17 protein-coding genes and 5 pseudogenes are annotated in these 26,146 nt (G+C 43.7%); 3 read left to right on the top strand and 19 right to left on the bottom strand.

The features are described from left to right. Window positions 1-177 precede the first annotated feature (177 nt). Entirely contained in the window at window positions 178-483 is a 306-nt protein-coding gene (locus DXA18_RS08140) for a DUF1292 domain-containing protein (protein ID WP_118383480.1), read from the top strand. Here DXA18_RS08140 and DXA18_RS08135 read toward each other — a convergent pair. From DXA18_RS08135 to DXA18_RS08095, 11 genes and pseudogenes are all read right to left on the bottom strand, one after another. Then, window positions 466-2,307 carry an ATP-dependent helicase gene (locus tag DXA18_RS08135; protein WP_118383479.1) on the bottom strand — a complete coding sequence of 614 codons (1,842 nt, stop codon included), beginning with the start codon at window positions 2,305-2,307 and terminating at the stop codon, window positions 466-468. The genes DXA18_RS08140 and DXA18_RS08135 overlap by 18 nt on opposite strands. A gap of 3 nt (window positions 2,308-2,310) precedes the next feature. After that, entirely contained in the window at window positions 2,311-3,771 is a 1,461-nt protein-coding gene (gene gltX / locus DXA18_RS08130; protein WP_118383478.1) for a glutamate--tRNA ligase, read from the bottom strand. Window positions 3,772-3,854: 83 nt separating this feature from the next. Beyond that, window positions 3,855-4,595 carry a hypothetical protein gene (locus DXA18_RS08125; RefSeq protein WP_118383477.1) on the bottom strand — a complete coding sequence of 247 codons (741 nt, stop codon included), beginning with the start codon at window positions 4,593-4,595 and terminating at the stop codon, window positions 3,855-3,857. 118 nt (window positions 4,596-4,713) lie between these two features. Further along, window positions 4,714-5,648 (bottom strand): annotated as a pseudogene (gene trxB, locus DXA18_RS08120) (thioredoxin-disulfide reductase). Window positions 5,649-5,670: 22 nt separating this feature from the next. After that, window positions 5,671-7,104 carry an adenylosuccinate lyase gene (purB, locus tag DXA18_RS08115; RefSeq protein ID WP_118383475.1) on the bottom strand — a complete coding sequence of 478 codons (1,434 nt, stop codon included), beginning with the start codon at window positions 7,102-7,104 and terminating at the stop codon, window positions 5,671-5,673. A 15-nt stretch (window positions 7,105-7,119) separates the two neighbouring features. Then, window positions 7,120-8,547, bottom strand: a complete 1,428-nt coding sequence (purF, locus tag DXA18_RS08110; protein WP_118383474.1) for an amidophosphoribosyltransferase — start codon at window positions 8,545-8,547, stop codon at window positions 7,120-7,122. A gap of 92 nt (window positions 8,548-8,639) precedes the next feature. Continuing rightward, complete coding sequence (locus DXA18_RS16860) at window positions 8,640-8,882, bottom strand: hypothetical protein (RefSeq protein WP_330424484.1); 243 nt, start codon at window positions 8,880-8,882, stop codon at window positions 8,640-8,642. Then, window positions 8,858-9,406 (bottom strand): hypothetical protein, encoded by a 549-nt coding sequence (locus tag DXA18_RS08105; protein ID WP_330424483.1) that lies wholly within the window; start codon window positions 9,404-9,406, stop codon window positions 8,858-8,860. Before DXA18_RS08105 ends, DXA18_RS16860 begins: the two co-directional genes overlap by 25 nt. Continuing rightward, a pseudogene (locus tag DXA18_RS17400) lies at window positions 9,381-10,663 on the bottom strand (DUF5716 family protein). Before DXA18_RS17400 ends, DXA18_RS08105 begins: the two are co-directional and overlap by 26 nt. A gap of 3 nt (window positions 10,664-10,666) precedes the next feature. Beyond that, a complete protein-coding gene (locus DXA18_RS16345) occupies window positions 10,667-10,942 on the bottom strand; it encodes a DUF5717 family protein (protein WP_278337067.1) in 276 nt (91 codons plus the stop codon). Next, window positions 10,942-13,893: a DUF5717 family protein gene (locus DXA18_RS08095; RefSeq protein WP_334294375.1), complete on the bottom strand. Its 2,952-nt coding sequence runs from the start codon at window positions 13,891-13,893 to the stop codon at window positions 10,942-10,944. Before DXA18_RS08095 ends, DXA18_RS16345 begins: the two co-directional genes overlap by 1 nt. A 185-nt stretch (window positions 13,894-14,078) precedes the next feature. On the opposite strand from DXA18_RS08095, the gene DXA18_RS08090 reads away from it, so the two are divergent. Next, window positions 14,079-15,191, top strand: coding sequence for a pyridoxal phosphate-dependent aminotransferase (locus tag DXA18_RS08090; protein ID WP_118383473.1), 1,113 nt, complete (start codon window positions 14,079-14,081; stop codon window positions 15,189-15,191). A 58-nt stretch (window positions 15,192-15,249) separates the two neighbouring features. On the opposite strand, the gene DXA18_RS08085 is transcribed toward DXA18_RS08090, so the two are convergent. The 6 genes and pseudogenes from DXA18_RS08085 to DXA18_RS08060 all read right to left on the bottom strand — a co-directional run bounded on the left by DXA18_RS08085 (window position 15,250) and on the right by DXA18_RS08060 (window position 22,893). Continuing rightward, on the bottom strand, window positions 15,250-15,894 hold the full coding sequence (locus DXA18_RS08085; RefSeq protein ID WP_118383472.1) for a potassium channel family protein: 645 nt from the start codon (window positions 15,892-15,894) through the stop codon (window positions 15,250-15,252). A gap of 16 nt (window positions 15,895-15,910) precedes the next feature. Then, window positions 15,911-17,293, bottom strand: coding sequence for a TrkH family potassium uptake protein (locus DXA18_RS08080; RefSeq protein ID WP_118383471.1), 1,383 nt, complete (start codon window positions 17,291-17,293; stop codon window positions 15,911-15,913). Window positions 17,294-17,384: 91 nt separating this feature from the next. Further along, entirely contained in the window at window positions 17,385-17,744 is a 360-nt protein-coding gene (locus DXA18_RS08075) for a cupin domain-containing protein (protein WP_118383470.1), read from the bottom strand. 119 nt (window positions 17,745-17,863) lie between these two features. After that, complete coding sequence (locus tag DXA18_RS08070; RefSeq protein ID WP_118383469.1) at window positions 17,864-18,439, bottom strand: cell wall hydrolase; 576 nt, start codon at window positions 18,437-18,439, stop codon at window positions 17,864-17,866. 179 nt (window positions 18,440-18,618) lie between these two features. Beyond that, a pseudogene (carB, locus tag DXA18_RS08065) lies at window positions 18,619-21,815 on the bottom strand (carbamoyl-phosphate synthase large subunit). Between the two features lies 1 nt (window position 21,816). Continuing rightward, window positions 21,817-22,893, bottom strand: coding sequence for a carbamoyl phosphate synthase small subunit (locus DXA18_RS08060; RefSeq protein ID WP_118383468.1), 1,077 nt, complete (start codon window positions 22,891-22,893; stop codon window positions 21,817-21,819). Between the two features lie 205 nt (window positions 22,894-23,098). Between DXA18_RS08060 and DXA18_RS08055 the strand changes: the two are divergent. Further along, window positions 23,099-24,378 (top strand): annotated as a pseudogene (locus tag DXA18_RS08055) (peptidoglycan-binding protein). A 67-nt stretch (window positions 24,379-24,445) separates the two neighbouring features. Here the strand turns inward: DXA18_RS08055 and DXA18_RS08050 are convergent. Next, window positions 24,446-24,970 (bottom strand): nuclear transport factor 2 family protein, encoded by a 525-nt coding sequence (locus DXA18_RS08050; protein ID WP_118383467.1) that lies wholly within the window; start codon window positions 24,968-24,970, stop codon window positions 24,446-24,448. A gap of 291 nt (window positions 24,971-25,261) precedes the next feature. Then, window positions 25,262-26,146 (bottom strand): annotated as a pseudogene (rseP, locus tag DXA18_RS08045) (RIP metalloprotease RseP); the annotation flags it as partial.

Here is a 26,146-nt window from a genome sequence, read left to right as displayed (position 1 = left end):
TAACGCTTTAGATATACATGCCTTTTTATTTTACAACATTTCTTTCTACATTTCCAGTAGAACATCGTTTCTACCAGTCTAACAGATTGCAAACAGATTACAGCGCTCACAGCTTGCTTTTTTGCAGGCTCTCTGTTAAAGTTAAATCATCATAATAATACGAAAAGGAGATTCAGTATGGATGAATTTTTCAATCAGCCAGATGATCTTGGTACTGTCACCCTGACTCTGGATAATGACGAAGAACTGGAATGCGATATCATCACTTTCTTCACTGCCGGTGACAATGAATATGTCGCACTGGCACCGCAGGGTGATGAGTTCGACGGCATCGTATATCTTTATCGCTACATCGAACATGATGGCGAAGAAGAGCCGGAGCTCATAACGATCGAAAGCGATGAAGAATATGAAATTGCGTCTGATGGGTTTGACGAATGGTTAGATAACCTGGAATTCGAAGAATTACCGACTGTGGAGTAATTCATCGACAAAGCGGGAAGGATCCAGATCCTTTCCGTTTTTCATTTTTGCATAGCTTATGATAAGTTTCCGTTTTGCTCTTGTCATCGCCACGTAAAACATACGTCGTTCCTCTTCCAGCTCTGCATCTAGCTTTGCTTTCTTATACGGAATCACGCCCTCGTTACACTGGATCATAAATACGGTATCAAACTCCAAGCCTTTTGCGCCATGCATAGTCATCAGCCATACACCGTCATTTCTTCCAGACTGTCTGTTCTTCTGTCCCAGAAGTGCGGCCGAATACCGTTCAATATAATCTAGCCATTCCTGCATATCTGAATAATCTTTCGCTTTTTCCTGAATCTCTGTCAGCACAGTGAACAGATCTTCTTCACTGATTCTTCGTTCTCTGGCATATTCTTTCAGATAATCATCATACCCGATATGCTTGCGTATGTACTGGATCGCCGCATATGGTGTCTGTCCTTCCATCATACTGAGATCCCATTCAAACTGATCGATCCGGTCTAACATCCAACTCTTATCCATATAAAAGCAACGGATATCCTCAAATGATACCACTGCATTCTCCAGACTGTCTCTGCTGATATACCGAACCGGAGCATTCATGACATCCAAAAATAATCTCCGATCACGTTCTCCCAATGCCAACCTGACATAGCTTATCAGATTTCTTGCAATAAAATGATCGTAAATATTCTGAATGGATTCTTTCGCCTGGAATGGAATCTGATATTCCAGCAAAGTCTCCATCATCACTCTTGCATCATTCGCTGTCCGGTAAAGAACCGCCATATCAGAATGCGGAATGCCTTCCTTTTCTGCCTCTCGAATCTTATCGATCAGATACTTACTCTCTTCTTTTGCATCCTTTACTTCCTGTACATGGATACAGGCACCCTTATCACCGGACGTAACCAACTTCTTCTTATAGCGTCTGCTGTTATTGGAAATAACCCGAAGAGCTCCATTCACAATATTTCTGCTGGATCTGTAATTCACATCCAGCAATATCGTCTCTGTCTCCGGATAATCCTCACCAAAACCAAGCATGATCTCCGGACTTGCTCCCCTGAAATGATAAATTGACTGATCATCATCTCCCACCACAAATAAATTATTCTCCGGCATGGCAAGCATCCGCACCACTTCATACTGAATCCGGTTCACATCTTGAAACTCATCAATCAAAATATAGCGAAACCTCTTCTGCCACTGTTCCAGAATATCCGGCCTTCTGCGGAACAGATCATAACATAGAAGCAGCATATCATCAAAATCAATCTTCCGCATCAGCTTTCTCTGTTTCTCATAGGTCTTGTAAATTCTGGTAAATACTACGCCGTAACGGATAGACTCATATTTTTCAATACTGATCCCGCGGTTCTTTACATTACCAATCTCTGTGATCAAATCTCGTATTTCTTCTTTTTCATCGGATAATTCCGGCTCAAATCCGATCTCCGGTATAGCAAGAATCTGGCGGATCAACTGATACTTTTCTTCCTCTGTCAGGATATTATCTGATGTCAGACGGTATGCCCATTTCAGAATACCAAAATACACTCCGTGAAAGGTTCCAAACGTAACCGGATAGTTCTTCCCTTTGGTATAACCCTGAAACCGCTCTTTCATCTCTCTGGAAGCTGCCCTGGTAAAAGTAATGACCAGAATTTCTTCTGGTCTTACTTTGTAATGCTCTATTAAATACTGTGTTCGTCTGGCAATCGTATATGTTTTGCCAGATCCAGGTCCTGCCAGCACCATGCATGGTCCGTCACCATGCTTTATTGCCCGTTCCTGTGCCTCATTCGGCCCCATGTATTACCTCGTTTCTAACTTCTCAATAGCTTTCTTGATTCGTGCAATGGACTCCTCTTTGCCAAGTACATCCATAATCTCCGTTGCTCCTCCCGGTGTATTCTGCTTACCGGAAATAGCAGTACGGATCGGCCACATTACATAGCCAACTTTCTTCTCGATCTCTCCGGCAAATGCTTTCAGCGTCTCAAACAATGCATCGTTGCTGAAATCTTCCTGCGCTTCCAATACCGGAAGTACGGATTTCAGAAGTTCCAGAGAATTCTCTTCGTTCGTCTTCATCTTCTTATGACAGTACATTGCTGTGTCATACTCCGGAACAGCCTGGAAGAAATCAATCTGATCTTTGATATCCGGTAAAATCTCGATACGAGTCTTCACCAGAGCAGCAATCTTACGCAGATCATAATCTCCTGTGATCACCTCTTCGATATATGGCTTAGCCAGTTCGAAATATTTTTCAAAATCCATAGCCTTCAGATATTCACCATTCATCCAACGCAGCTTCACAATGTCAAATACTGCCGGGGACTTACTCATATGGCGATAATCAAATACTTTCACCAGATCTTCCAGTGAGAATATCTCCTGATTATCTGTCGGGCACCATCCAAGCAGTGCAACATAGTTCACAATAGCTTCTGATACAAAGCCCTGATCCAGGAGATCTTCGTAAGAAGAATGTCCGCAGCGCTTACTAAGCTTCTTATGATTCTCATCTGTGATCAGCGGACAGTGTACATATACCGGCACATCCCATCCAAACGCTTCATAAAGACGGTTATACTTCGGTGCAGAAGAAAGATACTCATTACCTCTTACTACATGTGTAATTCCCATCAGATGGTCATCAATAACATTGGCAAAGTTATAAGTCGGATATCCATCTGACTTAATAAGGATCATATCATCCAGTTCTGCATTCGGCACGGTTATATCTCCATAGATCTCATCATGGAAGGTTGTCGTGCCTTCTGTCGGCATATTAATACGGATAACATATGGCTTGCCTGCTGCAAGGTTTGCTTCAATCTCTTCCTTAGAAAGGTGAAGACAATGCTTGTCATATACCACAATCTCTGTACCGGATTCTGATACGGTACTCTTCAGCGATTCCAGTCTCTCTTTGTCACAGAAGCAGTAATAAGCATCTCCCTGCTCGATCAACTGCTTGGCATATTTGAGGTACAGACCTGATTCATTACGCTCACTCTGTACATACGGACCTACACCGCCATCCTTGTCCGGTCCTTCATCATGAACCAGACCTGTCTTAGCCAGTGTACGATAAATAATCTCAAGTGCTCCTTCTACAAAGCGCTCCTGATCTGTATCTTCGATACGAAGAATAAAATCTCCATCCTCATGCTTAGCGATCAGATATGCATACAATGCTGTTCTCAAATTACCCACATGCATTCTTCCTGTCGGACTTGGGGCAAATCTTGTTCTCACTCTACTCATTTCTCTATCTCCGTTTCTTTTATTATTACTTTATTATCTTATCTGTAAACCAGCTTTCATTGTAACAGAGATAGCCGGTTCATTCAAGGTTTTCTGTACAATTCACCATTAGAACTGCCATACACCGGATTATCCGGATGTACCTCAATGTAAAACAGTTCAGAGAGACCATCAAATGCCGAATCGCTGATATCTACGATATTTGCAGGTATATACACTTCAAAGACCTCACTACCCAGACTGGTAAATGCCCCGCCTGCAATAGCTGTACATCTGCTGTCAGCCGGAATATTCAGTACTCCATCTGTAACTGTAATCCCGTCATATCCTACTATTCTTCCATCAACATCACATAGAAAACCATTGATACTGGTCACAGTACCTGCATTTTCATCAGGTTCTTCTGTAATCGATCCCTCTGTCCTGTCATATGTAACATCACCTTTCGGCGTATCTGGTACTATGACAGCTGTCACATCCGATGGTCTTTCAGACACATTGCTCTGCATCGGCATTGCAACCTCCTGCGCTGCAGTACCCATCTTCTCCTTGAAATTCTTCATCCCTTCCCCAGGTATACTGCATGAATATCGTGCTGTATCCACATTTATCTTATTCCATGCATACATGTGCAGATCATATGTGGTTGCAGCTGGCACAGTCCACGCTTTTGCGGTTCTGTATTCACCATGTTCCATCATACTGAGCGTATGGATCTTTTCTGCAGATCCCATCAGAAGTGCAACCGTTAACAGTACCGTGGCTCCCTCTCTGATGCTTTTCTTCTGCAAAATATTTTCTTTTACAGTGTCATCTTTTGTCAAATTATATTCTACCATGTTTTTATTATATTATGGTTGCCGTTTACCGACAACAGTTTTGGAGGTGTCAAAATGACACCTCCAAACAATCGAAATTCATGAAATTATAACTATCTGATATTTAATTACATTTTCCAGATATGTGTACAGCTGCAATCGCACCATCGCTGCAGCGGTAACCACCTGCCGCACACTCTTTACACGGATATCACCGGCCACATATACACCATCCACGCTTGTCTGCATCTCTTCATCTGCACGGATATATCCATTCTCATCCATATCAAGTATTCCCTGAAAGAGAGCTGAATTAGGAATATTTCCTACAAAACCGAACAGACCGATCATACCATCTTTCGGATCAGCTTCAATCTGCTTCTTCTCTCCGGTCTTAACATTGCGAACAGTCAGTCCCTGCAGGATTCCTGCGCCATGAACCTCTTCTACCACGCTGTCCCACAGAAAATCTATCTTAGGATTGGAAAATGCTCTCTCCTGTATAGACTTCACTGCACGAAGTTCATCTCTTCGGTGGATGATCGTCACCTTTCTCGCAAATCGCGTCAGGTAAATTGCTTCTTCCACCGCTGCATCTCCGCCTCCGGCCACATATACTTCAAGATCTCGGAAAAAATTAGCATCGCAGGTTGCACAATATGAAATACCGCTTCCCCGGTACTTGTCCTCACCTTCACATCCGATTGGGCGTGCATGGGCTCCGGCTGCTATGATCACATATCGTCCCTGATAAATCTCTTTTTCACCCCGAAGTTTTTTTACCTCGCCATTAAAATCAACCGACTGGATCTGATCTCTCACTCGCACTGAGCCAAAACGTTCTGCCTGCGCTGACATCCGCTTGATCAACGAAGCTCCGCTCTCGCCTTCCGGCATCTGTCCCGGATAATTCTCAATCTCATCCGTGACTGCAATCTGCCCGCCATCGGCTCCTTTTTCAATTAACAGTACTGACAGCCCGCTTCTGCCGGCATACAAAGCTGCTGACAACCCGGCAGGACCTGCCCCCATAATCATTACATCATATATCATATTCATATTGTGTCCCTGTTATTTATTTTTATACGTTAATCTCTGCTTTTACGCCAAGAATACCTTTGTTCTCTTCCAGTAATGGTCGAATCACTTTGGTCAGATACTGATCTACCTGAACAGATGCACGTCCTGTATATTTAGCCGGATCCATGGTTTTCTTCAGTTCATCCAGTGTCAGATTAAATGCAGGATCTGCAGCGATCAATTCCAGAAGGTTATTATCCTTTCCTTCTACCTTGACATTACGTCCTGCCTCCATAGACAGCTCACGGATACGCTCATGCAGCTCCTGTCTGTCTCCGCCGGCCTTAACAGCATCCATCATTATATTCTCTGTAGCCATGAATGGAAGCTCAGCCATCAGGCGTTTCTCGATAACCTTTGGATATACTACCAGTCCGTCTACAACATTCAGGCACAGATCCAGAATACCGTCAATCGCAAGGAACCCTTCCGGCACGCTCAGTCTCTTATTTGCAGAGTCATCCAGTGTACGCTCAAACCACTGTGTAGCAGATGTGATCGCCGGATTCAATGCATCAATCATCACATATCTTGACAGAGATGCAATTCTCTCGCTACGCATTGGATTTCTCTTATATGCCATTGCCGAGGAACCGATCTGGCTCTTTTCAAATGGCTCTTCTACTTCCTTCAAATGCTGCAGAAGGCGGATATCATTAGAAAATTTATGTGCGCTTGCAGCAATTCCTGCCAGTACATTCAATACACGAGTATCTACCTTACGGGAATAGGTCTGGCCGGATACCGGATAGCACTGTTTGAATCCCATCTTCTCAGCGATCATCGGATCGATCTTATCAATTGTCTCCTGATCTCCATCAAAAAGTTCCAGGAAGCTTGCCTGTGTACCTGTCGTTCCCTTAGAGCCAAGCAGCTTCAACGTACTCAACACATAGTCCAGATCTTCCAGATCCATAGAAAATTCCTGAATCCAGAGAGTTGCTCTCTTACCAACTGTTGTCGGCTGTGCCGGCTGGAAATGAGTAAACGCCAATGTTGGCTGATCTTTATACTTATCTGCAAAATCTGCCAGCTCTGCAATCACATTCACCAGCTTGGTACGTACCAGCTGCAGTGCTTCATGCATCACAATAATATCGGTATTATCCCCTACATAACAGGAAGTTGCTCCCAGGTGAATGATTCCCTTTGCCTTCGGGCACTGCTGCCCATATGCATATACATGTGACATTACGTCATGACGTACCTTCTTTTCTCTCTCTTTTGCCACTTCGTAATTGATATCCTCTGCATGCTCCTTCAGTTCTGCTATCTGCTCATCCGTAATATCCAGTCCCAATTCTTTCTCGGTCTCTGCCAATGCAATCCATAATCTTCTCCAGGTACGGAACTTCATATCCGGTGAAAAAATATACTGCATCTCCTTGCTTGCATATCGCTCTGATAATGGGCTGCGGTATCTGTCGTTACTCATCATATTTCCTCCTCGTTAATCAAATGCGTGTGAGATATCCTCATCCGGTACTTCCATCGGATAATTACCGGTGAAGCAGGCATCACAATATCCCAGGTCTCCCACCATTTCTTTTAATTTATCTACTTCCATATAACCAAGCGAATCTGCGCCAATCATCTCTCTGATCTGCTCGGTTGTATGAGAATGCGCTATTAACTGTTCATTGGACGGTACATCAGTTCCGAAATAGCATGGGTAAAGGAACGGCGGTGAGCTTATCCTTACATGTACCTCCTTTGCTCCGGCTTTCTTTAACATCCGGATAATATTGGCACAGGTCGTACCTCGCACAATAGAATCGTCTACCATAACGATCCTTTTATCCTTTACGACTTCCTCTATGACATTCAGCTTGATCTTTACGCTGGACTCACGCTCATTCTGCGTCGGCTTGATAAATGTACGTCCTACGTAACTGTTCTTGTGAAATGCCATACCGTACGGAATACCGGAAGCCTCCGAATATCCCTTGGCTGCCACCAGACCGGAGTCCGGAACGCCTACTACCAGATCAGCCTCTACCGGATAGGACTGTGCCAGTGCCTTGCCGGCAATGATCCGTGAATGATAAACATTCACCTGATCAATGGTGCTGTCTGTTCTTGCAAAATAAATATATTCAAATATACATCTGGCATGCTTAGCCGGATCGATTGCCATACTCATATCCGATTGGATACCGTCCTTCGTAAATGTAACAATCTCACCAGGTTCTACATCCCGCACAAATTCGCCGCCAACTGCAGCGATCGCACAGCTCTCGGATGCAAGAAAATATGTATTGTCTCTTTTCCCGATGCAGAGCGGTTTCAATCCAAACGGATCTCTGGCACCGATCATCTTACGTGGCGATGTAACCACCAGTGCATAGGCACCTTCGATCTTCCCCATCGCATTGCGGACTGCTGCTTCTGCAGTTCCTGCTTTCAGACGTTCTCTGGCAATATGGTATGCGATGACTTCTGAATCAATGGTCGTCTGAAAGATCGCTCCTGTGCGCTCCAGTTCATGACGCAGCTCAATCGCATTGGTCAGATTACCATTATGTGCAATCGCCAGTACACCTTTCACATAATTGATAACCAGAGGCATCGCATTTTCCGCCTTTGATGCTCCTGCTGTTGAATACCGCACATGACCAACCCCCAGATTACCATTTAACGCATGCAGAGATTCACTGTCGAACACTTCATTCACGAGCCCCAATCCCTTCTTGAAGTGTACCTTCCGTTCTCCGTTTGTATCCGTTACCGCGATACCACAGCTCTCCTGTCCTCTGTGCTGCAACGCAAAAAGCCCATAATATATTGTGGGGGCAACATCGCCTCCACTCATATCATAGGCTCCAAATACACCGCACTCTTCTCCAAGACCTGTTGTAATCTTCTCAAATTTATTCATGAATGTTCGTCTCCTTATGTCATATTAATATTCATAGTTCAACACTCAATGACATACATGATTATAATATAGCGTATTCGGAAAATCAATTATCAATTATCAGTTCTCCGATACTCACGCTTCCACTTTTCCAAAACCTGCGCTTCAATATCCAGATCTGCCTGCTGCAAGGCTTCTTTCATATCTTCTTTCAATTCACTGTTCAGATTCAGGTATGTCTGCTCTTTGGACAGCATTTTCCCATAAGCATCCTCCGGCAGATATTTGTAACAACAATAAAGATACGGCTTTAAAATAGAAGCATCCGGATTCACCTCATAAGCTCTCTCATACATATGTGCCGCTTCTTCATACAGAAACATCTTGCCATATGCCGCACCAAGCAACTGTATACCTTACTGTAGAACTCTTTGCCAATGGACTCATCCCAGTCCTTGTTCACAATAGACTGATACACAAGAATCGCAGATGCAGTCTCACCGGAATTCAACAGATTATCTGCTTTGTACTTCTCGCGTTCTACTTCGTTCTGATTCTTCAAATGTTCCAGTACATTGTGAATCTTGGTGATCTCCGCTGCAGAATAAATCGCAGCATGACTCAACACCGTCAGCAGGAACTGTTCCGTCGTGCAGTTCTGATCTAACAATACCCTGAGTTCTGCAGCCAGATCGTCTAATTCCAGTTCCTCTTCCAGCCAGTCACACAATTTTTTATTGATGATCGTATAATCAATCAGATACAGATTATTGCAGAAATAATAGCAGAGTTCTTCTATGGTATAGATATGCATATGAATTCTGGTGATTTCATATGGATGCTTTGCTTTTTTTCTATGACAAAGAATTAAACTGCCCATGACTTCCTCCTAAATGTATGATCTTCTCTACCTGAAAATCCGATGCCGGATAAAATTCTCCGAATCCGATATCCTTAAAAATGATCTTGCAGGTACGTTCGTCCAAAAAGATGGTCTCAATCTGAAGCCGGAGCGCATAATCTCTCCTGCTTTTAAGCCCTTCCAACGAGACAGTCTCCGCCTCTAATTCTCCGGTTGCCAACGATTCAATATGAATCTCAATATCCGAAGTATCTTCCAGAAGTACCTCCCACTGTCCGTCGGATTCATACCAGTGGCTTCCCCACTGCACGATCGGATACCAGCCCTCCTTACCGTGTACCCGCATACGCAGACACACCTGTTCCATCATCTTGCTGTCATCCAGATAAACCGGGATTTCATCCTCTTCTCTGGTCTGATGCCACGCATGATAGCAGGCACCTTTACTATATAAATTATTACCGATAAATGCACGCCGTCCGTTACACAATACCTTCAGGGATAACGGATACCAGTTATTCTCAAAGCCTTCCCCTGTCAGGAATACAGAAGACACGACTTTTTTCTCAAATACACTCTGGATAAATGCACGGAACCGTTCATCGGCATCCTTTGCCTTATCCACATTCAGTACCGGGTAAACCGCCGCCAGCTCTTTCATTTGTGCATTTGCCACCTGATCTACGGTCACAAACATATCTGCGCCTCTTCCGCTGACCGTCTTTAACTTCCGTAGCATATAAGCACGGATCTCATTGCGGTCACAGTAAAACAGTGCGGCCTCATACTGCCAGAGTTCCTTGGCTGATAAAACATATAATGGCAGAAACTCTCTTTAAAGTCCTGAACTGCTATATTCTCCTTTGGAATCCCCAGAAATCTTCCCATGCCTTTCAACATCTTACTGATATCAATATCTGTCTTTGGAACGGAGAATGTAATCCGTTCTATATTTTCAAACCGTTCCAGAGCAAGCTGGAGATACTTGGCCAGAAGCCACACTCCATCCTTTACCTGTCCGTCTATCTTAACTTTTTCCTGTTTGACTGCTTTGGTATAAAGATCTGATACCGTGCACTTTTCTTCCACCGATGCAAGCTGTACAGCATCCTTTCCATATACCCATTCATCCTGTAATTTACCAAGGATCATCGGAATCTGAAAATTATCCACTGACACTTCCAGTGTCTCCGGCTCATGCTTTTCCGGTTCGTAATAACTGATCTGGCAAAATTTCTCATTCAGTTCTATTCCAAGTATTTTATCTGCTCTCACCTGTTACCTCCTGCTGCCTGTCTTGCCGAAGATCCGTTCAGCCAGATATGCTTCCTGTTCATACTCGATCATTGCCTGTTTCTTTCTTGCAGGCGCCATACCCGCCATAGCATTCAACTTGCCATATTTACCAATCTCTGGCACCTTCCGTTCCTGTTTCAGCACCTCTTCCGGATCCGTATAGGACTTCTTGCCACTTGTCTCACAGAATGAATAGCGAACCTGTTCATCCTGGAATAACACGAAGCTTTTCACGTAGATATTCTCATATACCGGCATCAGACTCTCTGTCTGATAGCAAGATCTTCCACATCACCGCGGCGCATCTTATACGTAATACGCACTCTGCCTCCATGGGATGCCTGGAAACTCACCATAGTTTTATCGTAAATCTGTGCCTCTCTGAGCCACGACTCCTCGTATTCCATATAGAATGGAAATACCAGCTGACGCTCACACATTTCCCGCAGAAAACGATGCAGGATCTCTCCCTCTTCCTCGCCGTACTCTTTTCCGGCAAAACGTTTCAGCAGAGCCACTTTACAGATATCTGCCAGATCCTCATCATTTTTCTCTTCATTCATAATGATATCAAAGATGGAGGCACCTACGTTTCTTCCATACACTACATATTCCCTGCTCACATAAGCAAGATATGCCTGTTTCAGGCGGAAATACGGATTGCCATTCAGATAATAATCAATAAATATATCTTCTTCTGCAAACATATCTTCCGAGAACAGCATCTGCGTAATAATACGCTCACCAAGCTTGGTCACAGCAATTCCGTAATCTTTCGCCACTTTCCACAACACTTTCATATTCCGTGTAGAACCACAGTAATAATCAGCAAGATAGGTCAGTGTCATTTTATCATACTGCTGTCTCTTAAAAAGCTCATAGCTCAGATACAGCATAAATTCGTCTTCATCATAATCCTCTTCACGGATCGTCTTACTGCACAGGCGAAATACCTCTTTTTCATCAAAAGCCCTGATACCATTCTTCCGGATATTTTCAAAATTCACTTCCAGTTTATTATTCTCTGCACCCCAGTTGGAAATTCTGGACATGTATTTCTTGCACATTTCCAGATAACGTGGTTCATAGAACAGACGCTTCGTCTCAAATGCAATGGAATCCGTATGATATCCTCCATCCATGGTCTGCCAGATAATCCTTGCTTCCTTATCGTACAGATAAACGATCATACCATCCGGTCTGTACGGAATTCTCTGCTTTACTGTACCATCCTTTTCAATGACCAGGGCACATTTCAGATTATGCACCTTAGTCTTCACCAGATATGCATGGCAGATATCACGCATAGCTTCCAGACGTTCTCCGGTCATCTCTTCCTCTGTACAGAACTTCTTATAAATCACCTTCAGCGATTCCGTAATATGACGCTTCATAAGCTGTTCCCATGCAAACGCCACCATCTGCTCCCGGTAGCTGATATACAGATCACTGGCATTCTCTTCATAAGTGATCAGATTCGCATAAAGCAGTGCTGCTTTTTTATAATTCAGTGTGTTACCATGCATAAAATACAGGAAGATAGACTTCGGCAATGCTTCTCTCACATCATCTTCTTCAATCGTAGACATATAATACTCATAAAGCTGTGCAATCTTAAATCCTTCATTAACCGCTCTCTGATACCATACAAAATAACGGTTATCCAGCTTATTGCCCTTGATGAGCAGCGTACAGATTGCATTCAGGATCATCGGTTCTGCATAAAGCTTATATAACCGTTCCAGAATATGAAACAGAAATTCACTGTAATTTTTCTGCTGGCTGGCAAGATTAGCCACATACATGGCCATTTCTCTGGAAATCAGGCGATATTTTGATGCAAAATTCAATACCATCATCTCGAACTGTCCAAGCTTCTTCAAAAGCAGGCTCTTCTCTTCATAACACTGAAATGCTTCTAACAGAAATAAGACTCCATTGGTCCGATAATTCTGATAATGCTGTTCCAGTGCCGCCAGACGTCTGCCCTTGTCCCGATACTGTGGATCAATATCCAGAAGCATCAACAGAAGCATGGTCGAATCCTGCTGTCTGAGATAAATCTTACCAACCTCATCTATCACACGATCCATATGACTTCCATGTCCACGCACTAATGCCGTCAGATACAGATAGTAAGCATTCACCTTCGGATTCTTACCGATCGCAAACCGGTTATAATTATAATTCTCCAGAATCCACTTGGCATCTTCGATCTGATTGCCATGAATATATACATGTGCCTGAAATAACTGAAGATACTCATCCAGCGGATCGATCTGACGCATCTTCTTCACCTTATCCACAGCACTCTCTGTCCATTTATCCAACGTCATGCGGCCTGCCACACAGGAAACATGTTCCTTTACTACTTGTGCCATCAAAAATTCGATCTCTCGATGATTCTCATCATAGGAGCCATTCTGCATAACCTCCACATCATAACTCAGAATCTCATACGGAGTGATCAGATGGATCTTACCAAAGTTACGTCCGGCATGCAGGCCGTCCGGCTTCACAAGAAAATCTACCTGGTATACATTGCCCACAAAATCGTCTGTCGTAAAACGGTTGCGGCTGACGCTTAAGAATTCGCCCTCTGTCTGGATCTGAACCGGCATATATCCCCAGGTATTCTTGATCACTGTCAGCGTCTGCTTGGTAATCTCCTTCACGTCCTGAAACAGCATACCTTCCCCCGGAAGTGTCAGGAAAATGCATTCTTTCTGTTTAATACCTACCAGAAACTCTTCCATAGCAGCTTCATCCAGAGACCATTTGCGCATATTATCATATAAATAAAAGATACGCTTATCCTCGTATTTTAACACTTCATAAAATTCACGGGAACGGAATAACTTCAATGCTTCTGTATAATCCTTAACCGCCAGTCTTCGGAAATCATCCGTATTCTGCACCTTACCGTAATTCGTCATTACATAAGGTTTCTCTATCAATGCTGTAAACGGAATCGTATATTCTCCTCCGGTACACACAACGGTAAATGTGCCCTGCTCCACATGTCCCGGCAGCAGTCCTCTGCCATCATATTCAAATTCTACTCTTACCGGATTCCCTTCAAATCCCTGTTCCAGACAACGCATACGAAAAGAAGACGAGTATACCAGCCCTCTGATAGAGCCTTCCCCTCGATTCTTGATCATGAAATATCCCTTATAAACTTCCCCTTCACCAATGGTGAGAATCAGGCTTGTATCCGGAAAGACAACCTGCGGCTGCGCCAGTTGAAAATCTCCTTTTGAAACTTTTTAATTTTATTTTTCAAGCCATCCACCTCTTCTTGCATTGCTTTTTTCTTTAAACATACTATAATGAAGTATAGCATTATTTCATGTTTAAAGGCAATACCAACCACAAAATATAGGAGATTATTATGTCTGAGAAGAATATCCAACAGGATCGTCCTGCTTTTCACGGAAGTGATATCGAACAAATCGAACAATATTATAAGATTCCTGCAGAAAGTATTATCAAATTTGGTGCTAATGTGAACCCATTAGGACTTTCTGCTACATTAAAGAAAGACCTGGCTGAACATCTGGATGTGATCACCAGTTATCCGGACCGCGATTACAAAGAACTCCGTTCTGCGATTGCGGATTACTGTGGTGTCAAGATGGAACACGTTGTAACCGGCAATGGTTCCACCGAACTGATCTCTCTGCTGATCAGTGAACGAAATGCCAGACATGCTATGGTCATCGGACCAACCTATTCTGAATATGAGCGGGAGCTTTCACTCACAGGTGGACGCATTTCCGAATACAATCTTTCTGAAGAACATGACTTTCATCTGGATATTGATGATTTTGCCAAAGCTCTGCCTGATGACGTAGATTTTGTGATTCTGTGTAATCCTAATAATCCTACTTCCTCAGCCATGAAAAAAGACGAGCTTCGCTCTCTTCTTGAGCTCTGTAATTCAAGAGATATTTTCGTAATGATCGATGAGACCTATGTAGAATTTGCTCCAGATGTGTCCGAGATTACCGCCATGCCGTTAGCAGCTACTTACGATAATCTGATGATTCTGCGCGGTGTATCCAAGTTCTATGCAGCTCCGGGACTCCGTCTGGGCTACGGTGTCACAAGTAACCAGGCTTTCCTGGATACACTGAAAGAGCACCAGAACCCATGGAGTCTGAACAGTCTGGGCGCTTATGCAGGCGTGCGCATGTTGCAGGATAAAGATTTTATTCAGAAAACGCGTTCCCTGATCCTTTCTGAGCGGGAACGTATCCTCAATGAACTGAATTCTTTCCGTTATGCCAAAGCATATCCGGCATACGCCAATTTCATTCTGGTTAAGATACTCCGGGATGACCTGACATCTTTTGATATCTTTGACCGGGCAATCCGCCAGGGCATGATGATCCGCGACTGTTCATCATTTGAAGGACTGCCGGGTGAATACATCCGTTTCTGCATCATGCTTCCGGAAGATAACACAAGACTGCTTCACTGTCTTGCTGAATCACTGGCATAGCGATTATAAAATGTCAATAGCAGCCGTTTCGCATTTACTTCTCGAAACGGCTGCTATTTTATCCAATCTTACGAAGATCATGATTAGCTCCCACTAATATCAGGATCATATCTTTCTTCAGTTTTTCATCCGGATCAGGATTCACCTCCACCTGACTATTCCACTTAATTCCAACCACAATCACTCCATATTTTTTACGTATATCCAACTCTTTCAGGCTCTTGCCGATCCATGCTTTCGGAACTTCTGATTCCGCAATACTGTAATCTGGCGACAGTGCAATCCAGTCTGCAAAGCTTGCCTTCATTAGATTTCTTGCAAGCTTGATGCCTATTTCCTTTTCCGGGGAGATCACAGCATCTGCTCCAATCTTCTTAAGTATCTCAGCATGCCTTTCGTTCTTTGTCTTGACTACAACATACGGAACACCAATTTCCTTACAGATAACAGTTGCCATAATACTTGCTTCCAGATTAACCGATTCCGCAATGACCACACCGTCCAGATTACGGGTTCCGAGTGAATGGATAAAATCCGGATCACCAAAATCTGCCTGCATAGCATAAGATACGGAATCCGCAATGTGCTCTACCCGCTCCATATCCTTATCCACTGCTATTACTTCACAGCCAAGTCTCTGCAATTCAACAGCCACACTTTCGCCAAACTTTCCTACTCCAAATACTGCAAATTGTTTGTTCATCATTATCCTCCACGTATTATCCGATCATTATCCTCTCTGACGGCAGCGTTCTCAACTTTTCCTTCAGATTTACTTTTCCCGCAAATAAAAGTGCAATTGTCATAGGACCAACTCTTCCAATGTACATCAGGATCATCAGAACAATCTTACTGCCCGTATGTAATTTCGTCGTAAGATCTGCTGTCAGTCCAACTGTCGCAAATGCGGATGCCGTCTCATACATAATCCGTTGAAACCCTATATTATCAGGCTCAATCACTGCAATCGCCGTAGTTCCAATAATATATACTCCAAGTGCCAGCATGATCGCTACAAATCCCACTCGAAAATTGTCCTCGTCAATCTTTCTTCCAAAGCATTCAATATCATGACCACCTCGCAGCATCGTAAGAAATGCTAAAAAAAGCATGGCAAATGTCGTTGTTTTTAATCCACCTGCGGTTCCGCCCGGAGAAGCCCCGATAAACATCAGGATCGTACTGAGAAATCCTGTTTCTTCATGCATTCCCACCTGCGAAAACGTAAAGAAGCCTGCAGTTCTTGTCGTTACCGACTGAAATGCAGAAGCCATAAACTTCTGTCTGATACTTAAGCTGCCAATCGTATCCGGATTATTATATTCCAATATAAATGTCAGGATCGTTCCCAATAAGAAAAGCACCAGTGAGGTGACCAATACTATCTTTGTATGAAGTCTCAGTCTTGTAAACCACCATTTCCGCGGTACTTCATGTCGCCGGATTCTCTTACAATTGTCAACCACATCATACCATACGGTAAAGCCAATTCCTCCAAGCGTAATCAGAAGCATAGTAGTAATATTAATCAATGGATTCGTCACATATTTTGCAAGACTGTCTTCTCCAAGAATATCAATTCCGGCATTACAGAATGCTGAAACAGAATGAAACACACCATACCAGATTCCTTTTAGCAGTCCAAAGTCCGGCACAAACTGAATTGCATACAATACCGCTCCTGCGCCCTCGACAGCCAGTGTTCCAAGAAGTATCCTCCTGACCATTCCCACCAATCCGCCAAGCGAATCCATGTTGTAAGTCTCCTGAATCACAATACGTTCTTTCAGAGTGATCTTGCGACGCATAATCATAAAAAATGCAGCTACACATGCTACAATTCCCAATCCACCAATCTGAATCAGTAAAAGAAGCACCACTTTTCCAACAATCGTAAACTGATACTTCGGGACAATTGTGATAAGCCCTGTCACACAAACAGATGTCGTAGATGTAAACAACGCATCTAAGAAGCTGATCGGCTTCTCGTTACAGATTGGAAGCCACAAAAGCACAGCACCAATAAGAATTACCCCCAGGAACCCAACTGCCAGTATTTTCATCGTATTCCACCTGAGATTTTTCTTTTTCTCTTGTCTCATTCATTTTCCCCTTCACAATAATATCCTATACAATTTCTGATTGAGCCAGAGACTGTATAGGATATTTTCAGCTTATTCTATATAGATAGGACTATTTTTTCAGGATCACAGCCACCATGACGAGTTCTTCCTTACCATTGTTCTTCAGACCATGGCCATGTCCGTCCTCACAGTAAGTCACATCACCTGCTTCCACTGCCACCGCTTCACCATCTTCTTCGTACATTCCGGTTCCCTCAAGAATGTAATACATCTCAGCTTCACCGTGATGCTCGTGATGACCGATCTCACAGTTTGGCTTCAAAGTGATCCGGTTCAGCAAACCGCAATGTTCACCACGCTGTTCAGGCGTAATCAACTCTTCTTTCATAATAAATCCCGCACCGCCATTTACATGCTCTGCTGTCTTTGTTACTCTGTCCTTAGCTGTTGTTTTAAGCATCTTCTCCATTGTGCTCTTCCTCCTCTCGTGTACTTTTGATTATACACGAATCCATTCTGTAATTCAACTTAGAAGCCTGTCTGTCAAACTATTCCGAAAATCATATGCCATCAGCTCTCTGCATAACCTTAATGAAAATAATGTGCACCAATCTGATAGCCATATCCTCCCTGGTCAAAATACAGGCAGTCACCGATCGGATTCTCCCCGGCAAGTGCTGCTTCTGCCGCCTGCATAGCCGATTCCGTATATCCATCCGTACTACGCACTCTGTCCAACCATCCGCTTCCTGCCGGACAGAACTGTCCCGGCTGATAAATCACTTCCTCCATGGTATCTGGATATGCTTCATTCGCCATACGATTCAACACCACAGCCCCCACTGCCACCTGTCCGGTAAAAGACTGGTTACCGGCTTCACAGAAAATAATGGAAGCCAGAAGTTCCTCAGCTCTCTCTTCCTCTTTTTTTAGTGTATCTTCTATCTTTGATGTAAGCTTTGTCTGTAACCCGGTCTGCATTTTATTTTTCTTAATACACTCTATTCCAGGCGCACTTTTAACAACATGTCCGACAGTTAGAATTGCTGTGCTCTCCGGTGTACCTATTTGGTCAATCTCTGCCGCCTGACTGCTAAATCCTATGCTTAGTGCCACGATTGCTGCTAACGCCATACGCCATCTGCAGTTATTTAATTTAAACATAATAAAATGATGCCCTCCTGTTACATATTTTATTTTGTTAATAAAGTATACTCATTTTTTTCGAGTTTATTACATTTATTACAAAATTGTTACATGTGATAACGAGGGCATCATAACATCTTTACTTATTCAATTCAATTACAGATGCATTCCAGAACTGGTAGGGATTGACTGGCTTGCTATAATTTTGCAATATCAATCAATGTCAGTTTCTGAATATCTGTGTTCTCCAGACTGGTGATCAACGCCTTGGCTGTATCAATCGCAGTCAGTACATTGACTCCTGTCTCAATTGCGCTTCTGCGAATCACAAAGCCATCCTTAGAGTGCTCTACTCCCTGTGGCGGTGTATCGATAACCAGATCGATCTTGTGTCCAAGGATCAGATCCATCAGGTTCGGAGATTCCTGTTCGATCTTATTGACAGCGATTGCCTTTACTCCGGCATTCTTCAGAGTCTCTGCTGTTCCTGCCGTAGCAAAGATTTTATATCCGATATCAGCAAATCTGCGTCCGATCTCAACAGCTTCTTCTTTATCTTCATCCTTTACTGTCATGATCATATTCTTAAACTTCGGAAGCTTGATTCCTGCACCAAGGAATGCCTTGTACAATGCCTCATCAAATGTCTTTGCAATACCCAGGCACTCTCCGGTAGACTTCATCTCTGGTCCAAGGCTGATATCTGCATCACGAATCTTCTCAAAGGAGAATACAGGCATCTTCACTGCAAAGTAATCTGCTTCCGGCTGCAATCCCGGTGTATATCCAAGATCTTTGATCTTATGTCCCATAATAACTTTTGATGCAAGCGGAACAATCGGAATACCGGTACCTTACTGATATACGGTACGGTACGGCTGGATCTCGGGTTCACCTCAATTACATACACATCTTCTCCACATACAATGAACTGGATGTTAATCAGACCAATTACGTGCAGAGACTGTGCGAGTCTCTTTGTGTACTCTTCAATCGTCTTCTTTGTCTTCTCTGTAATACTCTTTGCAGGATATACAGAAATACTGTCTCCGGAATGGATACCTGCTCTCTCTATATGTTCCATGATACCAGGAATCAGGATATCTTCGCCATCGCATACGGCATCGACCTCAATTTCCTTGCCCTGCAGATATTTATCTACCAGGATTGGATGATCCTGTGCGATACGGTTAATAATACCAATAAATTCATCCACATCGTGATCATCAATTGCAATCTGCATACCCTGTCCGCCAAGTACGTAAGACGGTCTTACCAGAACCGGATATCCCAGACGGTTCGCAACTTCTTTTGCTTCCTCCGCTGTAAATACAGTACCGCCGGTCGGTCTTGGAATTTCACACTTCTCAAGGATCTCATCGAAGAGCTCTCTATCCTCTGCTGCATCTACGTTCTCAGCAGATGTACCAAGGATCGGCACGCCCATCTTCATCAGAGACTCTGTCAGCTTGATCGCTGTCTGTCCGCCAAACTGTACTACTGCTCCGTCCGGTTTTTCAAGATCTACAATGCTTTCTACATCTTCCGGTGTCAAAGGCTCAAAATACAGCTTGTCTGCAATATCAAAGTCTGTACTTACCGTCTCCGGGTTATTATTTACGATAATTGTTTCATAGCCTTCTTTTGCAAATGCCCAGGTACAGTGTACAGAACAGAAGTCAAATTCAATACCCTGACCGATACGGATCGGACCAGAACCAAGTACCAGAACCTTCTTACGGTCATTCGTCTCTGTCACTTCATTTTCACTGCCATATACAGAATAGTAATATGGAGTCTCTGCTGCGAACTCTGCCGCACAGGTATCTACCATCTTATATGCTGCAGTAATACCATACTGATGACGCATGTCATGAATCTCACGCTCAGTGTGTCCTGTAATCTCAGCAATCACATTATCCGGGAACTCCATACGTTTCGCTTCACGAAGCAGATCCTCATCCAGTGCGCTGCGCTTCATCTGAAGCTCTACCTCTACCAGATGTGCAATCTTGTCGATAAACCATTTATCAATCTTGGTCACTCTGTGAATCTCATCATAGCTGATACCCTGACGAATTGCTTCTGCGATCTTCCAGATACGTCTGTCATCTACAACCTTCAATACTTCCAGAAGTTCCTCTCCTGTCAGATAAGAATAATCATAAGACATCAGACTGTCCACATGCTGCTCCAGAGAACGAATAGCTTTCATCAGCGCTCCTTCAAAGTTATCACAGATACTCATAACCTCTCCGGTAGCTTTCATCTGAGTTGTCAGTGTTCTCTTGGCACTGATAAATTTATCAAATGGCAGACGCGGGATCTTAACTACACAGTAGTCCAGCATCGGCTCAAAACTTGCATAAGTCTTCTTAGTAACTGCGTTCTTGATCTCATCAAGTGTGTAACCGAGTGCAATTTTAGCAGCAACCTTAGCAATCGGATATCCTGTTGCCTTAGATGCCAGCGCAGAAGAACGGCTCACACGAGGATTAACCTCGATTACACAGTATTCGAATGTATCCGGATGCAGCGCATACTGCACATTACATCCACCGGTAATATTCAGCTCACTGATGATATTCAGTGCAGATGTACGCAGCATCTGATACTCTTTATCACCCAGTGTCTGAGAAGGTGCTACTACGATACTGTCTCCGGTATGTACACCAACCGGGTCAATGTTTTCCATATTACATACGGTAATGCAGTTACCGTTGCTGTCACGCATTACCTCGTACTCGATCTCTTTCCATCCTGCGATGCATCGCTCTACCAGTACCTGACCAACACGAGACAGGCGAAGTCCGTTTTCCAGAATTTCCACCAACTGTACTCTGTCGTGAGCGATACCGCCACCGCTTCCGCCCAGTGTATAAGCAGGTCTTAACACAACCGGATACCCGATGCTCTCAGCGAACTGGACGCCGTCTTCCACATTTTCAACGACCAGTGAAGCTGCACATGGCTCACCGATCTTCTCCATGGTCTTCTTGAATTCCAGACGGTCTTCGGCTTTCTTGATCGTCTCAGATGTAGTACCGATCAGACGTACGTTATTCTCTTTTAAGAAACCAGCTTCCTCAAGCTCCATAGCAAGGTTAAGCGCAGCCTGTCCGCCCAGTGTAGGAAGTACGCTGTCCGGCTTTTCTTTCTTTATCAGCTGCTCTACTACTTCTACGGTCAGCGGCTCGATATATACACGGTCTGCAATGTCCTTATCAGTCATAATAGTTGCAGGGTTAGAGTTCAGTAAGACAACCTCTACTCCCTCTTCTTTCAGAGAACGACATGCCTGTGTTCCTGCATAATCAAATTCTGCTGCCTGACCGATTACAATTGGTCCCGATCCGATTACAAGTACTTTTTTAATATCTTTTATCCTAGGCATCTTACTTCTCCTCCCTGTTGTTCATCATGTCAATAAAGCGGTCAAACAGATATCCGGAATCCTGTGGTCCAGGGCAAGCCTCCGGATGGAACTGTACAGTAAAAATATTCTTACCAATGTATGCAAGTCCTTCATTGGTTCCATCGTTAACATTTACAAATGCTTCTTTCGCCACATCCGCATCTACAGTTGATGCATCTACCGCATATCCATGGTTCTGTGAAGAAATGTATACACGGTTATTACTCAGGTCTTTTACCGGATGATTGCCTCCTCTGTGACCATATTTTAACTTGTATGTTTTAGCGCCATGAGCAAGGGCCATCAGCTGATGTCCCAGACAAATAGCAAATATTGGAATGTCTGTTTCGGACAATTTCTTGATCTCTTTGATAATAGATACATTGGTCTCCGGATCCCCAGGGCCATTGGATAACATGATGCCGTCCGGATGCCTTTCGATAATCTCTTCCGCAGATGTATGTGCCGGATAGATTGTCACTTCACAGCCTCTGTTATTCAAAGATCTGGCAATATTATTCTTAGCACCAAAGTCCATCAGCGCAACCTTCGGGCCATCGCCAGGAAGAACTTCTTTTTCTGAGCATGTAGTCACAGTAACTACATCTCCCACTCTATACTCTTTCAGCTTCGGAACAATCTCATCTACGTTATAATTCTCATTCGTAGTGATCATACCGTTCATGGTTCCTTTTTCACGGAGTATCTTTGTCAATGCTCTTGTATCAATTCCTGCAATACCCGGAATATCCTGCTCCTTCAGGAAATCCTGAATCGTGCCTTCCGAGCGGAAGTTACTAGGTATTCTTGACAGCTCCCTTACAATATAACCATCCGGCCATGCCTTTTTTGACTCCATGTCTGGTGTAATGCCGTAATTGCCGATCAATGGGTATGTCATTACCACGGCCTGTCCTGCATAAGAAGGATCTGTCAGCACCTCCAGATACCCCGTCATCGAAGTATTGAAAACAATCTCGCTGATTACATCCTTTGTCGAACCTATGCTGGTTCCGGTAAAAACTGTCCCATCTTCCAAGATAAGAAATGCTTTCATATGTCCACCTATTCCCTTCCAATTTTGTCTTGTAAACTATAAATGTCCAAATTGTCGTAATTATACAACAAGTTTTAACATTTTTCAACCCTTAGATTGTGCATAATCAAATGCATGCATGAAACGATAGCTTTTTTCTTTATTCACATACGCTTCTCATACACATATATTATTGTAACAGAATTTGCGAGGTTATACAATTATCATGGCTCAAGTTATCAGTTCTCCTGACCACCCAGATATCGGTCGTCTGCAGATCAGCCTTACCTCTTCTATCACCGCTTATCCTATCGCAGACGCATCTATAAACATCTCTTATACCGGAGTTCCAGAAAGCACGCTGGAACAACTCACAACCAACTCGTCCGGACAGACCGAAACCATCGATCTCCCGGCTCCGCCTGTCGAATATAGTACGAATCCCGAAAATGAAGTACAGCCCTATTCCGAATATACATTTCAAGTTACCGCAGAAGGCTATGAGCCAGTCACCATTGCCGGTGCAGAGATTCTGGCAGACGTAACTGCCCTGCAGAATATCGCTCTGAATCCTGTCACCGCACCTGCTTCTGAAGACGCCTCTCAGGAAGAGATTTTCGTTATTCCGGCACATACCCTTTACGGCAATTATCCTGCCAAAATTCCAGAAGCTGAGATCAAGCCCATTCCCGAAAGCGGCGAAATCGTGCTCAGCCGTGTGGTTGTTCCGGAATACATTGTCGTTCACGACGGCAGTCCAAGGGACAGTACCGCAAAGAATTACTATGTCCGCTACAAAGACTATATTAAAAATGTAGCTTCCAGCGAGATTTACGCCACTTGGCCGGAGAATACCATCCGTGCAAATGTGCTTGCGATCATGTCCTTTACACTGAACCGCGTGTACACGGAATTCTATCGCAATCAGGGATATGACTTTACGATCACATCTTCTACAGCCTTCGACCACAAATGGATCCCGGAGCGCAACATCTTCGACACCATCTCTGTCATTGTAGACGAACTATTTGCCGACTATCTGTCCCGTCCGAATGTCCGCCAGCCAATCCTCACCCAGTACTGCGACGGCCGACAGGTACAGTGCACCAGCAACGGCTGGATGACACAGTGGGGTTCCAAGTCCCTTGGCGATCAGGCTACACACCGATTGAAATCCTGCGCTACTATTACGGCGATAACATGTACATCAACACCGCTGAAGCCATTTCCGGCATTCCATCCTCATGGCCCGGCTATGACCTTGAAATCGGTTCTTCCGGCAATAAAGTCCGCCAGATGCAGGAGCAGTTAAATGTGATCGCCGGTGCTTATCCGGCAATTCCAAAAATCAACGCAGACGGCATCTATGGTCCTGCTACAGCCGAAGCCGTTCGCGTATTCCAGTCCGTATTTGGGCTTCCGCAAACCGGTGTGACCGATTACTCCACCTGGTATAAAATTTCAGAAATCTATGTCGGCGTATCACGGATCGCAGAATTATCCTAAAAAGCAAAAGGCTCTGGGAATATTTGCCCGGAGCCCTGTTAAATCATACATTCTTTTACTATATATATTACTCAAAATCTGCAAAGAATTTGTAAGATGGATCTTTCTTATTATTACGTTCTGTATTGTAATTCTCAAGATCCTGGCCAGGAACAACGATCATCGTATTATCTCCGGCAACTACTCTTTCTACAATCAACCATTTACCATCTCTGCATTCCCATTTATCAATATCACGACATCTTGCTTCTACGGTAAATGTAGATTTCTTACCATTTTTCTGCTTCTTCGGGAATTTGCAGGCAGCGTACATATAAGTCTCACTTGCTGCCTTATTGCCATCTACCTTAATCAAAATATTTGTCATCATATGATGGGTAGATATCATGTGGCGATGCTGGTTCAACATATTATCAATAAACTGTCTTCCGGTTCCCTTCGGGAATGTTGGTCCATAGTTTACCTTACTGTCTTCAGCAAACACACTGTAACCCAATTCATTGTCGATTCGATCCAGAGCACGGCAATATGTATAGATCTGATCGCGAATTGCCTCTTTTGCTAATAATGTTTCGATGTCTTTGTTCTCCATGTCTTTTGTCTCCTTTTTTATTATTTATTACAGAACTTAAATCATATGATTACAGTATAGCACTTTGTTATTTTTTTAGTAGCTATTATCAGTTTTTTGGTAGACACTTTCTAAAGTTTTATTAACATTTTCAGTTTTTAAATATTTTGCGCACACAAGTTTAAGCTCAATCTGCAAATTTAATTCCCTTATTCGCCTATATCACTTTAACTAGAACTTCAACTCATCGCGATACAAAAAAGATGTATCCACAGCATGTTCTTCAGACATGCCACAGATACATCCTCCTTATCACATAATTAATTTTCGAATATCGTTAAACATTACAACTACCATAAGTGCCATCAGCAGTGCAAATCCGATCAGATGCACATAGCCTTCTTTCTCAGGCGGTATCTTCTTTCTGCGGATTGCCTCTACAAATAGAAATACCAGGCGGCCTCCATCCAGTGCCGGAATCGGAAGCAGATTCATTACACCCAAGTTCGCCGACAGCAGAATGGCAATGTTCAGCATACTGGCGATCACAGTCAACACGCCATACTGAGACGATGCCTGATACGTTTCATCCACCACACCGACGATTCCGACAGGGCCTGACATCTGATCTATGCCCACCTGTCTCATAATTAACATCTTCAGACTGGATACTGTAGTACAGATCCAGTATTTCACCTCATACGTACCATACTGAAGCGACTTGAAAAATCCTGCTTTTTCATTCGCTCCTCTCGAAATTCCCAGACGGTAATACTGATTCTCTTCATCATATTTTGGCGTCAATGTAACCGTATGCTTCTCTCCATCGTGCTCATAGGTGACGTCAACCGTCTCCCCCTGATGGAACTGATTATAAGTCGAAATCTCGCGAAAGATATTGATCTTCTTATTCCCGATCCTGACAATCCTGTCTCCAGGCTGGATTCCTGCTTCCGCAGCCGGATAGCCATTCTCCACCTGTTCTGCTACCGGCTGGTCATAACCTACCATAGCGATCAGAATCACTGACAAGATAAATGCCAGAATAAAATTAAACACCGGACCTCCCGCAATCACTGCGATTCTCGCCCACACGGATTTGCTGTGGAAATTGCCTTCCGAACCGGTTGCCTCGTCATCCTCACCCATCATACAGGCACCGCCAATCGGCAGCCAGTCTCAGGCAGTATCTCGTTC

The sequence above is a fragment of the Dorea sp. AM58-8 genome (genome assembly GCF_003464045.1).
Lineage (GTDB): Bacteria > Bacillota > Clostridia > Lachnospirales > Lachnospiraceae > Claveliimonas > Claveliimonas ammoniilytica.
Note: the sequence above shows the minus strand (reverse complement) of the source record. Positions and strands in the feature narration are given on the sequence as shown.

Excerpts from the sequence above, each read along its gene's own strand:
- DXA18_RS08140 (WP_118383480.1), top strand. The coding sequence starts at position 178 with ATGGATGAATTTTTCAATCAGCCAGATGATCTTGGTACTGTCACCCTG.
- DXA18_RS08135 (WP_118383479.1), bottom strand. The coding sequence starts at position 2,307 with ATGGGGCCGAATGAGGCACAGGAACGGGCAATAAAGCATGGTGACGGA.
- gltX (WP_118383478.1), bottom strand. The coding sequence starts at position 3,771 with ATGAGTAGAGTGAGAACAAGATTTGCCCCAAGTCCGACAGGAAGAATG.
- purB (WP_118383475.1), bottom strand. The coding sequence starts at position 7,104 with ATGAGTAACGACAGATACCGCAGCCCATTATCAGAGCGATATGCAAGC.
- purF (WP_118383474.1), bottom strand. The coding sequence starts at position 8,547 with ATGAATAAATTTGAGAAGATTACAACAGGTCTTGGAGAAGAGTGCGGT.
- DXA18_RS16860 (WP_330424484.1), bottom strand. The coding sequence starts at position 8,882 with ATGTATGAGAGAGCTTATGAGGTGAATCCGGATGCTTCTATTTTAAAG.
- DXA18_RS08105 (WP_330424483.1), bottom strand. The coding sequence starts at position 9,406 with ATGGGCAGTTTAATTCTTTGTCATAGAAAAAAAGCAAAGCATCCATAT.
- DXA18_RS16345 (WP_278337067.1), bottom strand. The coding sequence starts at position 10,942 with ATGCCGGTATATGAGAATATCTACGTGAAAAGCTTCGTGTTATTCCAG.
- DXA18_RS08090 (WP_118383473.1), top strand. The coding sequence starts at position 14,079 with ATGTCTGAGAAGAATATCCAACAGGATCGTCCTGCTTTTCACGGAAGT.
- DXA18_RS08085 (WP_118383472.1), bottom strand. The coding sequence starts at position 15,894 with ATGAACAAACAATTTGCAGTATTTGGAGTAGGAAAGTTTGGCGAAAGT.
- DXA18_RS08080 (WP_118383471.1), bottom strand. The coding sequence starts at position 17,293 with ATGAGACAAGAGAAAAAGAAAAATCTCAGGTGGAATACGATGAAAATA.
- DXA18_RS08075 (WP_118383470.1), bottom strand. The coding sequence starts at position 17,744 with ATGGAGAAGATGCTTAAAACAACAGCTAAGGACAGAGTAACAAAGACA.
- DXA18_RS08070 (WP_118383469.1), bottom strand. The coding sequence starts at position 18,439 with ATGTTTAAATTAAATAACTGCAGATGGCGTATGGCGTTAGCAGCAATC.
- DXA18_RS08060 (WP_118383468.1), bottom strand. The coding sequence starts at position 22,893 with ATGAAAGCATTTCTTATCTTGGAAGATGGGACAGTTTTTACCGGAACC.
- DXA18_RS08050 (WP_118383467.1), bottom strand. The coding sequence starts at position 24,970 with ATGGAGAACAAAGACATCGAAACATTATTAGCAAAAGAGGCAATTCGC.